This window comes from Pseudomonas sp. R3-18-08, assembly GCF_003852065.1.
GTDB lineage: Bacteria > Pseudomonadota > Gammaproteobacteria > Pseudomonadales > Pseudomonadaceae > Aquipseudomonas.
On sequence record NZ_CP027729.1, the window covers coordinates 2,719,103 to 2,732,294 of the forward strand.

Consider the following 13,192-nt stretch of genomic DNA (forward strand, 5'->3'; position numbering starts at 1 on the left):
GTCTTTGCGCTTCAGGGGACGCCGGTCAGTGCGGCGCAGGTGCGATGGCTAAGAACAGTTGATCATGAGGCGGCGCGATCAGCACATAGAGGATCTTCCTGATAGGTTCCGCCCCCGGCTCCTGCTGGCTCTTCAATCGCGCCTGCACATGCGCCTTGAGCAGGTCCTTCTGGGTGAATTTACGCTGGTCGGCAAGTTTCAGGTGCGCACGGGTATAGCGGGCGGGCGGCATGTTGGCTGCCGCATAGTGAAAATGGGCATACCACAACACGCTCGGCGGTTTTTGAGCTTTGTCATACACCGCGTACTCGGTGAAAAAATCGCCGCTGAGGGTAGGGCGCTGTGGATCGGCCGGGCTGGTCAGGTTGATGTCGATCTGCTGGTGCCGCCACAGGTAATCGAGGCTTTCCAGTGTCGGCCACTGCTGTTTGTAAGCGGCGCTGCAGACCTCCTGCGCCTTTCGCTGCATGTCCCTGGCTTCGGCCCGGTACTCGTTGATCAAGCCCTGGGCCGAGGGTTGGCCGGCGTGTTCCCGTGCAATCTCATCGGCAAGCTCGGTGAGCTTGCCGGCCTGGTCGCTGAGCAGTTCATCCCAGTCGCCGGGGTTGACCGCCTGCCGAGTGCCGGGAGATTCCAGCACTTGCTGTTGAGCGCTGATCACACGTTCGATACCGGCGCGCTGCTGGAGCAGTATCTGGCCCTCGCGCTTGAGTATCGCCAGTGGACGGGCCTGGGCTGGCGGTTGCGGCGCGGTCGCGAGGTCTTCGGCGATGTCTACCCATTCGCCGGCCTGCTCGCGAAACGAGGCGACGGCTTGCCCGGTAGCCGGGTCGGTGATGGTGAAGTGCTCGCGGTTGATGTGGCCATCGGCCGGCTTGAGGTCGCCGACGAGGTATTTTCTTCTACGGGTTTTAAAGATGCGTTTGGTCGGCGCTTTCGGGCGCAGGTTTTTTAATCGCGACTGTTCTACTTCCAGTTCCTCCTGCCTGCGGACCACGGCCTCCAGTTCGTTTTCGGCAAGGGTGCGGACATCTCGCAGTTCATTCACAAGCCGCTCGGCCATCGGGCGCAAGCGTGCCGGGTTGATCAGTTTGAGCGCCTCGATCGCCGTCTCATAACGGCGGTATTGATCGAGCACGGTGTTGTACACCTGGCGCTGTTCATCAAGGGCAAAGCCGCTGCTGCTGCGTACTTCGATGTGAGACAGCAGCGCTTGGCTCAGGCTGGAATGGTCGGCATGCTGCCTGTACAGCGCTTCCTGCGGCGACCTTTCAGTGGCCGACAGCTCAATGGCCACCCACGACAACGGGATCAGCGCGTTGATTTTCAGGCTCTCGGGGAAAAAGTGCTGCGGGTGCGCGATCATTGCCAGCAACTCTTCACGTATCGCACGACCCGCCACTGAGTCCTGTTCCAACAGCTCCAGTGTGGTCTCCATGCCGCGGGTGCCCACGGCCAGGCGTTGCTGGATATCGGCCAGCGCGATGGATTTTGCCGCGTGTTCATCATAGGGCGCGCAGTTGCCGAGCAGCTTTTCCAGCATCATGCGTTCAGACACATGACGCATTGGCTCGCCACTGTCACTGAATTGAAGCGTGTCTGCCCACAAACCCAGGTAGGTATGGATTGCCAGTTGTTCGTCCCAGAGCGTTCTCAGGGTTTTTGCCCGATCCTGAACGTGACTGCCGGCGCCGCCGTACCTTTCCAGGTCCTGGCCCACCTTGACCAGTTCATGGCGTGCCGGCAGCAACTGCGCGTGTCGTTCCTGCAGGGTGTCCAGCAGCGTTTCATAGTGGGCACGCAGCGTTGCATAGCTTTGCATTTCGCGCTGATGACGGGTTTCAAGGGTCGACTTTTGCGGGCCGGTTGCACTGTCCAGAAGCTTCCACACCAGCTTTAACGTCGCGGCCTGTTTGGTCAGGTCGGCGTGGGCGGTGCGCATTCGAACCAGCGAGGCGCGAAGTTCGGTCATCGGTGGCGTGATCTCGATGGCGAGCGCTTGCATACGCACCTGCAACTGCTCCGTTTTGTCGCGGTTTTTCACGCGTAAGGCCGCCAGGCGCTTGGGGCCTCCACCGCTCAGTTTCAGCCCGCGATCCAGGCTCCAATGCCCATTGCCGTCGGTTCTGAGCTTGACGCCAGGGTGGTCGGGCTTGTCGGGATGAATGATGAAGACTTCGTCAAAGTCTGGAACGACCCTGACCCGAAAGAACAGGCCGCCCACCGAGGCGTGCCAGAGGTTGTCGACCTTGAACAGACCTTTGAAGGCGCCCAGCGCAACGGCGACCGGCAGCGGCTGGGGCCAGGGCACGTTGACCTCGAGGAGTTTTTCCAGCAGGCGCGCCGAGGCGCTGTCGCCGGCCAGGGAGCGGTCAAAGTCCAGCAGGGTTCGGCCTCCACCGGGTGGCTCGGAGGGCAGGCCAACCACGCCGCGTTCGATCACCGCAGGGCTGGCCTGTGCACGCCTCAACGGCGGGCGTGGCGGGGATTCGATAACGGGGCTGCCTGGCGCTTCGGTCGCCAGCCCATGGTGCAGCAAGACCATGCCGATGTTGAGCAGCAGGTCGACCCACGCCAACTCCCTGGCAATCGGGTCTGCACTTTCCAGCGCCGGCAGGTCCTGCCTGAGGCCCATCGCCAGTTGCATGAGCCAGCCGACGACCGCCAGGGGGCCGCGCACCAGCATCAACAAGGTGTTGAAGCCCAGTTGCACACCTTCCAGGATCAACGCCCAGCGGCTTTCAGCATTGGAGGTTGACTCGCGGTCGGCCTGGTCCAGAAGTTGACGGGCTTCGCAGACGAACAGGTATTGCATCAGTTGGCCGCTGTTCAGCGCCTGCAGGATCGGGTCGTTACTTTCATCATTGGCCGGTGCCAGCGTCGCCGGTTTCGGCACCTCGGGCAATGGATCGAATTCCGAGCCTATACCGCCGATACGCACATAGTGCGGCTGATTAAACCCCCCATTGCTGTAAATGGCCCTGGCGTCGTCCGCGAGCCAGGCCAGTACGCTGTCCTGCAGGGCGCCGGGCTGGGCGATGGCCGCCAGCAACGGGTCGCGGCCGGCAAACTCCAGCAAAGATTCGCCATAGGCCGGCCGGTAGAGCAGGTGCGGACCGGACTGCGCATTGCGCGGTTCGATAATGAACATGTTCTGCACCACATCAGCCTTGGCCCCAGGCTTGCGTTGAAAGGCCAGCGCGCGCATGACGATTTGATCGCTGTCGACCCAGCGCTCCGCACGCTCGGTGCCGACGACTGCCTGGACGCAACGAAAGCCACGTCGCGTAAGCCCCGCCTCAGCCTTTATCAGGTGTTCCAGCGCCTGGGTTTTCAGCTCGACAGGCCGTTGCCCGCAGAACAGGCGTTCGCGCCGTTCGGCCTCTTCGGTGCCGCTGAGCAACGCCTGTTGAATATAGACGGGGTAGTTGCGGCCGATATCCACCCGTTGGATCAGTTGCAGCAGGTACGCCGGGGTCAGCCAGGCTTCAAGCTCGCGGCCACCGGTATGGCGTAATGTCATGCGGCCGCTGGGCCTTCCCGACAGATTCTTCAGGGCCAGGTCGACCAGGCTCATGGACACTTGCTGGATGTAGCCACTTTGCAACGTGCCGACGGGCACATCGAAGGTCAGCTCCAGGTCTTCGGCCTTGTACAGCGCGTGTTCAAGGTCCGTGCAACTGCGTGTGCCCAGCATCACGGCATTGCGCTCCAGGCACAGTTGGTGATTCAAGTGGCTGGCGGCATAGGTGCGGATATCCTCCAGCCCATCCAGGTAGCCTGCGCCCTGCGTCAGGCGCCTGAGGTTGGCCTGTTCGATCAGGCATTGGCGATAGCTGAAGCGGTCGGCGGGTGAGGCGCCGCGCAGCCAGTCGGGGAGGGCGGCCTGGATCGGCGACAAGCTATCGATCAGCGTGAGCGGCGCGCGGGCAAACCACGAGGCCGGGTTGGTGGTCGACTCGAACAGCTGTTGCGCGGCGTCTATGGAGCTGGCGCGAGGCAGTTGTATCGCGGCGAGATCCTCCAGTTGCCGGTTGAGCACCAGCGCCGCTTGTACCTCGAATATATCGCCGTCGGGCTCGTAGCGGTGCCAGGTGATCTTGTCGGCGCTGAACTGCCGTGACAGGCGCTCGCCCCATGCCTGGCCGAAGGCGTCGAGGCTGGCGTAGGACTCGACCTGGCCGGACACGGCACACAACCATACGCGCTGGCCACTGATCACGAGCAGGTCGCTGGACTGCACGGTCAGGGTGGTGGCTTCCCGCACCAGGTGCGTTTCCAGGGTGTAGGCATGGATCGAATTGTCGGGCCATGGCAGGCCCGCCCTGGCTTCACGAGTAGGGTAGTTGGCCAACGTGCTGAGTATTTGCAGTTGTTGGGCATCCTCGCCGGACTGACGAATCGCCGAGGTCCTCAGCACGCCTTGCAGCAAACTGGCCAGCCATCGCCAGCGACTGCCGCCGGCCTCGCTGTCCTGGTCCCAGTATTCGGTCAGTGCATCCTGATACCCCACAAACAGAATCAAGGGCAGTTCGCGTATCACCGCTTCGACGGCGCGCACGTCATAGCTGGAAGGCTCACCGGTCGGCGGGACGAGGCGGGTGCCGGTGGCGTCACTCAGGTAACCATCCAGGTTGCCGCGCACGGACAGGTCGGGGAAGCTGCCGTCGGCAATATGCTTGAGGGCCACCTCCAGCAGCGGATGCAGGCCCCGGCCGCCGCCGTCACGGGGCAGCGCCAGGCAAAGATCGGAGAGGGGCTTGGGCAGGTGCGGGAAGCGTTCCTTCAAGGTGTAGGTCAGCATCTGGGTCACGACTGAGCGCAGGGATGGGCGCGTGCGAAACTGCGTCTCCACTGCTTTTTGCAGAATGTTTTCAGCCGGGGGTGTCGGGGTGGTTGGCACGGGAGTCATCCTTTACGTGGGTTAGCTATGCCCTCGTAAAGTAATGGCAGCCACGGGCGTGATGCGGTAATTGACTACCGCTTGGCCATGGGAAACGGGAAAGACGCAGGGGATTGGCCTATCATCAGCGTTTTTTCCAGCGATGAATGATCCCGATGACTGCTACCAGCCTGCTTACTGAACTTCAAACCTGCGACATGCTCGAAATCGATGGGCTGCATGCCTTTGATTTCAGGCTCGAGGATCAACAGTTACTGATCAAGAGCATGGACGGCCGGGCCGAGAAACGCTGGACGTTCAGCCTCGCGCAAGTACAGGCCGCGACCTTTGACGACGCCCTGCAAAGCTGGACCCTCACCGGTGATTCGGGCGAGCACCGCCTGGTGTGCATGGCCGCCTTCACCGGCAACAATAACGACGAGGAAGACGAGCATGATGATGCGTAAATTCTGGCCGCTGCTGATGGCCGGCAGTGTGGGGGCGATGTCGGTGCAGGCTGCGCCGGCTGACACCTATGAGTTGTTGGTGGGCAGCTACACCGCTGGCGCCAGCGACGGTATTTATCGCCTGCAATTCGACAGCCGCACTGGCCAGTTCCAGGGCAAGCCGGTACTGGCAGCGAAGGCCGACAACCCTTCGTGGCTGACGGTCTCCAAAGACCAGAAGCACCTGTTTGTGGTCAATGAAAACGGTCCCGGCCAGCAAGACCCGGTCGGTCGCGTCAGCAGCTACAGCATCGACCCGAAGAATCATCAGCTCACCCTGATCAATCAGGTGCAGAGCCTGGGTAACGAGCCGACCCATTCGAGCATCGCTGCGGATGGGCGTTACCTGTTCGTCGCCAATTATTCGGTGGTGGAAGACCCGGGCGGCAGCCTGGCAATCCTGCCGGTGGACGCTACCGGCAAACTGTCGGCGCCGGTGCAGTTGAGCGGGCACCCGGCCAGTCGCGTCAACCCCGAGCGCCAGGCCTCCAACCACGTGCACTCAGTGGTGTCTTCGCCGGATGGCAAGTACGTGTTTGTGCAGGACCTGGGGCGGACAAGGTATTTGCCTACCATTACGACCCCAAGGCCAATCACGAATTGCCGCTGACCCCGGCCAACCAGGTATCGGTGCAATTGCCACCGGGCAGCGGCCCACGTCACCTGCTGTTCAGCGCCGATGGCAAGCACGCCTGGCTGACCACCGAGATGAGCGCGCAGGTCGCGGTGTTCGATTATGCCGACGGCAAGCTCACCCAGACCCAGTTGGTCGACTACGCCGCCGGGCAACCGGTGTCCGACAAGGCCGGCGCTGCCGTGCATGCGTCCAGTGACGGCAAGTTCCTGTATGTGAGCAATCGCGGCACCGCCAACCAGATCATCGTGTTTGGCGTAGACCCGGCCACCGCCCACCTCAAAGAGCTGCAGCGCCGCAGCGTGGAAGGCGACCACCCGCGCGAGTTCAGCCTCGACCCGAGCGGCAAGTTCCTGCTGACCGCCAACCAGAAGAGCAACGAAATCGTGGTGCTCGAACGTGACCCCAACACCGGCCTGCTGGGTAAAACCGTGCAGAAATTGCCGATCGATGCCCCCAGCGACCTCAAGTTCCTGGTGCGTCAATAAGCCACAGGCCCCGCAACGCGGGGCCTGACCCTAAGTATTAATTCCATTGATGACGGCTACTGTTTCAAAGCATTTCTAAGGTTCAACCCCCGGGCGTAAGTTTGGTTCCAAGGCCTTCCCAGGCCACTCAACCAAACGCACACAAGGGTTACCGACATGAATCTGAACCTCTTCTCCATCATCGCCGCTTCCGCTGTTTCCGCCACCGTGGCCTTGCCTGCCAACGCCAGCGTGGACGTCGCCGGGAAAAAATCCAGCACCAGCGCCTACACCCAGAAATACCTGCAACAGAGCGCCAACTTTTATGCGGCGCTGGATCACAAGACCCAGGGCTAACATCAACCAGTGGGAGGGGGATTGCCCTAACGCCAGTCAGTTAAGCGTACACCGCCGTCTGTAGGAGCGAGCTTGCTCGCGAAAAACGTCAACGATAACGCGTGCTTTCTGAATGAACGCGGTGCCTGTGAATTTTTCGCGAGCAAGCTCGCTCCTACAAAAAGCCTTAACTGACTGGCATTAGGGCAAGCCCCTCCCACAGGTTGATTGATGTTGGTTTCAGGGCTTCGCCATCACGGCGATAAACAGCGGTGACTCCAGAATCCGCTGTATCCACGCCTGTAGCCGTGGATACGGCGTGCCCGCAAACCACTCGCGATCCACATGGGCGAACTGCCGCACAAACGGCACGATGGCCGCGTCCGCCAGGCTCATGTGCGCGGCGAGCAAGTACTCACGATCCGCCAGCAAATCCTCCAACCTCTGCAAGAACACCTCGCCCTCGGCCCGATAATGTTCCATCGGCTGCTGCGGATAGCGTTCGGCGTACTTGTATCGATTCAAATGATGTTTAAACAGGTCGTCATTCTCGGCGATCAATGCCAGCACCGCAGGATTACCTTGCAGTCGCCAATCGCCGGGGTCGTTTTGCGCCAATGCCCATTGCATGATCTCCAGGCTTTCCTCGATCACCCGACCTTCCACGCTCAGCACCGGAACCGTGCCCTTGGGTGACAATGCCAGCATCTCGGCCGGCTTGGCCTTGAGGCTCACCTCGATAATCTGCACCGCCACCCCCGAGTAGCGCAGCGCCAGGCGTGCGCGCATCGCATAGGGGCAGCGCCGGAACGAATACAGCAGCGCTTCGCTCACTTGACCTCCAGGGTGCTCAAGCCATTGCCCTGGCGCTTGACCTGGATCTGCACCGGGATGCGCTCATGCATTTCCTGTACATGGGAAATCACCGCGACCTTGCGGCCCTGAGCCTGCAAGCCATCGAGGGCGTCCATCGCCAATTGCAGTGATTCGGGGTCGAGGCTGCCGAAGCCCTCGTCGATAAACAGTGACTCGATTTTCAAGGTGCTGGAGGCCATCGACGCCAGGCCCAAGGCCAATGCCAGGGACACCAGGAACGTCTCGCCGCCGGACAACGAGTGCACCGAGCGCAGTTCATCGCCCATTTCCGTGTCCATCACCAGCAGGCCCAACATGCTGCCGCCACGTTTGAGGCGGTAGCGGCGCACCAGTTGGCGCAGCTGCACGTTGGCGTGATGCACCAGCAGGTCGAGGTTGTAGGCCTGGGCGATCTTGCGGAAGGTGTCGCCGGTGGCCGAGCCGATCAGCGCGTTCAGGCGTGCCCAGCGCTGCCATTCGTCATAGGCCTTGGTAATCTGTTCGGCCAGGGCGCTGTTGGCATCCTGGCGGCGCTGGTCCTCGGACTGGCGCGCGCGCAGTTCGGCGCAGTGTTTCTCGCCCTCGGCCAATTGCTGGTTGAGCGCGGCGAGGCTGCTGTCCAGCTGTTCGGCGTCCAGGTTGCCATTGTGCAAGGCCTGGTGCTCGGCGAGGCGTTGTTCGCGCTCTTGCAGCAGTACGCTGGCTTGTTCGACGGCTTTTTCGCAGGTGTGCAACTGCTGGCGCAGGTCGGTGACCTGGGCGTCGTCCAATGCCAACAGACGCGCCAGACCGTTATCGTCCAGCTCGGGGTGCGCGTCGCGCCACGCGCTGATGCGCGTGTCCAGAGCCTGTCGTTCGCTCTCGAGCGCTTGCTGGCGCTCCTGCACGGCCTTGAGGTCAGCGACCAATTGCACCAGGGCGGAGTGAACGGCGTGCAACTCCTGGCTGGCATCGGCTTCGCTTTGGCGCGACTGGGCGACGGCCTGGTCCAGTTGCTGTTGCCACTGTTCGGCGCTGGCGTGCTCGCCCAGCAAGGCGCTGAGCGTTTCCTGGGCGTCGCGGTGCTGGGTGGCCAGCTCGGCGACCTGCAGATTCAGCGCCTCCAATTGCTGCTGGCGATGCTGCTGGTGGGTCTGTTGCTTCTCGATGGCCTGCTGACGCTCTTGTTGTTCAGCCAGCTCATCACGCTGATGGCCCAGTTGTTCCAGGCGCTGGCTGACCTGCTGATCAAGCTGCAGGAAGGTCGCCGCCGGCTCGCTGCGCAAGCCTTCCAGCGTCGCGCTGGGCAACAGGCTGGCGAAGCTTGCAAGTTCTGCATCGAGGCGTTCACGGTCGTTGGCCAGGGCGCGCTGCTGGTCGAGCAACAGTTGGCGGGCTTGCTGGCTGGCGTCCTGGGCCGCTTGCAACTGCTGCTGCAGACGCCCGGCATTCTGTTGCAGGTTGAGCAGGGCGCTTTGGCGCTGTTCGTCCTGGGCGATGCTTTGCGTCAGTTGCGCCAATTGCTGGGCCAACCAGCTGCTGCGCTTGGCGGCGTCCTGGTTGAACAGCGCAGCGCACAGCGGATGCGCTTGCAGGCTTGGCGCCAACGCTTGCTGCTGCAGCGCAAGCTGTTCCTGCTGCGCCAGGAATTCCTTTTGCTGGGCGATCAGGCCACCCACTTCGCCACGCAGCTCGGTGAGCTTTTCCTTGAGGCTGTCGACGGCTTTCTGCGCCGTGGCCTCTTCGTTTTCATCGTGGCGCCCCAAGCTCTGCAACAACGCTTCGGGCTGGTGATACGGATGTTCGTGGCTACCGCACACCGGGCAAGGCTGGTCATCCTGCAACTGCTCGCGCAGTTCCTCGACGCTGGCACTGCGAGCCAGGCGCTGGCGCTCCAGCAGTTGCTTGGTCACCGTCAGGGTTTGCTCGGCCACCGTCAGTTCGGCTTTGGTTTGCAGGCCGGTCTGGTTCAGTTGCTCGCGCTGCTGCGCCGCCTCGGCGAGTTTTTGCGCCAGGCTGCTGGCCTGGGTGTCGAGCTGCTGCTGGCTGTCCCACAAACGTGCCAGGTCTTCGAAGGCACGTTGTTGCTTGCGATTGTCCTGCAAGAGGCTGGCGAGCAATTGCAGTTGTTCGGCCACCGCGTGCGGCTCGGCGCCGGCCTCCTGGTACAGCAGGTCCAGGGCTTCGCGCTGCTGGGTGAATTGCGCCACGGCGGCGGTGACGCGCTGTTCGAGTTGCGGCAGTTCGGTCTCGCCCTGATTCAGGCGATTGCCGATCAGCATCAGCTGTTGCAGGCGGTCGCGGTAGGCGGTCCAGGCGTCGCTCAGGGGCGCGAGGGCGGCGCTGCGCTCCAGTTCAGCGGCCAGGCGTTGCAGGCGCTCGCCGACCTGGGCCTGCTTTTCTTGCAGACTGTTGAGCAAAATCTGACCTTCGCTGCAGGCGGTGGCGTGCTGCTGCTGGTCCTCGGTGCGCTTGGCCAGTTCCTTGGTCAAGTGGGCGAGGGTGGTCTGTTGTTCGAAGGCCTGGCGCAACAACGGCGCGGCCTGCGCCTGGTTCTGCTGGGCTTGCCCGAGTGCCGACTGGGCGCTGGCCTGCTGCTGTTGCGCCTGTTCCTGGCGGCTGTGCAGCACGGCTTGTTGCGCAAGGTGCTGCTGAATCTGCGTGGCGAGCGGTGCCAGCAAGGCGTCGAGTTCTGCGCGGCGCAGGAAGTGATGGCGCTGTGGGGCGAGCTGGTCCAGGCGCGTCAGGTCCTGGCGCTGCTGGCCCTGGCTGTCCCACTGTTGCTGGGCGTGCTGCAACTGCTCGGCGGCGCTTTGCTGGCGCTCTTGCCATTCGCGCAGTTCCTTGAGCCAGGTGTGCTGCAATTCCAACTGCTTGAGCTGGGCCTGGTGAGTCTTGAGTTGCTGCTGCGCGTGGTTCAGTTGTTGATCCAGCTCGGCGCGGGCTTCGGCGGCCAGGGGTACCACGCCGGTGGCCTGGTCCTGCAACTGTTTGTGAGCGTCCCTGGCGTCCTTGGCCTTGTCGAAGGCGCGGCGGCCCAGCTGGGTGTAGAGCGCGGTGTCGGTGAGCTTTTCCAGCAGTTCGCTGCGCTCGTTGTCGTTGGCCTTGAGAAAGGCACTGAACTCGCTCTGCGCCAGCAGCACCGCACGGGTGAACTGCTCGAAGTTCAGGCCCAGAGCCAGTTCCAGCTGGGTTTTGTATTCGGTTTTCTGGCTGGCCAGCAGTTGCTCGCTGTCCAGGTCGATCAGGCTCTGGCGGCTGCTCTGCAACTTGCCGCTGGCCTTGTCGCGGGCGCGGTTGGCTTCCCAGCGCGCCCGGTAACGGCGGCCGCTGACGCCGACGAAATCCACCTCGGCGTAGCCCCCGCCGGTACCCCGCCTGAGCAGGGTGCGCGGGTCGCCGATGGAAATATCGCTGTCGGCATCCGGCATCTTGGCCTGGCCGGTATCGCCCAAACGCGGCACCGCGCCAAACAGCGCCAGGCACAGTGCATCGAGCAGGGTGCTTTTCCCGGCGCCGGTCGGCCCGGTGATGGCAAACAAACCGGCACTGGCCAGCGGCTCGGCGGTAAAGTCGATTTCGAACGGCCCGGCCAGGGACGCGAGGTTTTTCAGGCGGATGGCGAGGATCTTCATGGCTGTTCGTCCTCCTGTTGCACTTCCTGGAGCAGCACGGCGAAGTCCTTCAAGGTCTGTTCATCCACTTCGCTGCCGTAGCTGTCCTGCCAGGCGCGGCTGAACAGCTCCTGGGGCGTGAGTTGGTCGAGTTCGACCAGGCGCTCTTCGTCGCCGTCGGCGCGCGGGCCGTTGCCGGCGTATTCGGCGGCGATGCGCACCAGGCGCACGGCCTTGCCTTGCAGGGCGGTTTCGATCTGCTGGCGCAGGTCCGGTTGCGGTTCGTCGAGGCGCACGCGCACTTCCAACCAGGGGTGGCGCTGGGTTTCGGCGAGCAGGTCGATGTCGGGCAGCTCGGCCAGGGCCTTGAGAATATCGGCCAGAGGCGCGGCTTCCAGGCGTTGCAGGTTGACCGAGCGCGGAATCAGCAGCGGTTCGACGCCGACCAGTCGTTCGCCCTGGAACGTCACGTCGAGCACCTGGTGCTTGTAGCTGATTTCGGAAAACGACAGCGGAATCGGCGAGCCGCTGTAGCGAATGCGCTCTTCGCCATTCACTTTTTGCGGCTTGTGCAGATGGCCGAGGGCAACATAGCCGACACTCTTATCGAACAGGCTGGCCGGCAGCGCCTCGGCATTGCCGATGATCAGGCTGCGCTCGGAGTCTTCCGACACCGAACCCCCGGCCATGTGCGCATGGCTGATGGCAACCAGCGCCTGGCCTTTCTTGCGTTTGGCGTTGGCGGCCGCGATCAGCCATTCATGCACTTGGCCGATGCCGCGCAGGTAATCATCGCCCAACTGCGCACCCGTGACTTCTGCCGGGCGCAGAAAGGGCAGCGCCAGGCACCAGGCGACGATCTTGCCTTTGGCGTCCGGCAATGGGATCAGCAGGCGTTCGGCGTCCAACTGGCCATCATCCAGCCACAGCACCCGGCCCAACGCATGGGTGCGCAGACGGCGCATCAGCGGGGCGGGCAGCTCGATGCGCGAACCGGAGTCGTGGTTGCCGGCGATCATCACAATCGTCAGCGTGGGGTTTTGTTCGTGGGCGCCGATGATGAAGTCATACAGGCGCTCCTGGGCCTTGAGCGGCGGGTTGACCGTGTCGAAGATATCGCCGGCGATCAACAGCGCCTCCGGGCGGTGGGCCTTTAGTTGGCCCAGCAGCCATTCGAGGAAGCAGGCATGTTCGAAGTCGCGTTCCTGGCCGTGCAGGTTTTGCCCAAGGTGCCAGTCGGAGGTGTGAAACAGACGCAAGGCGAACTCCGTGGAGAAGATGAAAAGGAGGGGAGTTTACCTGTATTACTAGCGCAGTGCCTTGGGTGACGCCGGGGGTGATCGTTCCCACGCTCTGCGTGGTAATGCCTCCTGGGACGCTCCGCGTCCCGCCAGGCGCTGCAAGTTCCGCTACTGCACACAGGTGACGCAGAGCGTCACGGGCTGCATTCCCACGCGGGAGCGTGGGAACGATCTTTGAAGCCGCGCTCTACAGGGGTTGTGCGTTATGCCTGGGGTTGCAGGCACTCCAAGGCTCGGTCCGCCAGGGTGCGGGCCATGTCGATCAGGTGGGCGGTGGAGCAGGCCATGTCGCGTTGGGCGCCGCTGAGGTCTTCAGCGGTCTGCGTTGCGGTGGTGGCGGCGCAGCGTAATAGCGAGGCAATGCTGGCGAGGGCGTCTTCGAAGCTCAGGTCTTCGTGGGCGACAAAAATCGGAAAGGGGGGATCGGGGACGAGTTTGTTCATGCGTGAAGCTCCTGCTTGGGTTGGGAGCCATTCTTTTGCCGATCTCACACGTCAAAAGGTGGCAGCTATGTGCGGGGTGAGATACCGGAAAGCAGGACCCGGCCAGACCAAAGCCTGCCCGCACATAGCCGCCATAGACGGTCGTAGCGCATGGCGCCTGCTAATACACGGGATC

The 13,192-nt window shown here is 62.8% G+C and carries 7 protein-coding genes and 1 pseudogene; 3 read left to right on the forward strand and 5 right to left on the reverse strand.

The features are described from left to right. Window positions 1-25 precede the first annotated feature (25 nt). Window positions 26-4,903 carry a hypothetical protein gene (locus tag C4J92_RS12430; protein ID WP_256657480.1) on the reverse strand — a complete coding sequence of 1,626 codons (4,878 nt, stop codon included), beginning with the start codon at window positions 4,901-4,903 and terminating at the stop codon, window positions 26-28. Window positions 4,904-5,058: 155 nt separating this feature from the next. Between C4J92_RS12430 and C4J92_RS12435 the strand changes: the two genes are divergently transcribed. From C4J92_RS12435 to C4J92_RS12445, 3 genes and pseudogenes are all read left to right on the forward strand, one after another. After that, window positions 5,059-5,349 (forward strand): DUF5629 family protein, encoded by a 291-nt coding sequence (locus C4J92_RS12435; RefSeq protein ID WP_124404050.1) that lies wholly within the window; start codon window positions 5,059-5,061, stop codon window positions 5,347-5,349. After that, window positions 5,336-6,510, forward strand: a pseudogene (locus C4J92_RS12440) (lactonase family protein). Before C4J92_RS12435 ends, C4J92_RS12440 begins: the two are co-directional and overlap by 14 nt. A gap of 156 nt (window positions 6,511-6,666) precedes the next feature. Continuing rightward, window positions 6,667-6,846: a hypothetical protein gene (locus C4J92_RS12445; RefSeq protein WP_124366879.1), complete on the forward strand. Its 180-nt coding sequence runs from the start codon at window positions 6,667-6,669 to the stop codon at window positions 6,844-6,846. Between the two features lie 219 nt (window positions 6,847-7,065). On the opposite strand, the gene C4J92_RS12450 is transcribed toward C4J92_RS12445, so the two are convergent. From C4J92_RS12450 to C4J92_RS12465, 4 genes are all read right to left on the reverse strand, one after another. Continuing rightward, window positions 7,066-7,659: a glutathione S-transferase gene (locus C4J92_RS12450; RefSeq protein WP_124404051.1), complete on the reverse strand. Its 594-nt coding sequence runs from the start codon at window positions 7,657-7,659 to the stop codon at window positions 7,066-7,068. Next, a complete protein-coding gene (locus tag C4J92_RS12455; RefSeq protein WP_124404052.1) occupies window positions 7,656-11,294 on the reverse strand; it encodes an AAA family ATPase in 3,639 nt (1,212 codons plus the stop codon). The genes C4J92_RS12450 and C4J92_RS12455 overlap by 4 nt, the downstream gene beginning before the upstream one ends. Then, entirely contained in the window at window positions 11,291-12,532 is a 1,242-nt protein-coding gene (locus tag C4J92_RS12460) for an exonuclease SbcCD subunit D C-terminal domain-containing protein (protein WP_124366882.1), read from the reverse strand. Before C4J92_RS12460 ends, C4J92_RS12455 begins: the two co-directional genes overlap by 4 nt. Before the next feature lie 245 nt (window positions 12,533-12,777). Beyond that, the gene (locus C4J92_RS12465) at window positions 12,778-13,017 is read right to left on the reverse strand and encodes a DUF6124 family protein (protein ID WP_124404053.1); all 240 of its coding nucleotides are present in this window, start codon (window positions 13,015-13,017) and stop codon (window positions 12,778-12,780) included. Window positions 13,018-13,192: the final 175 nt, after the last annotated feature.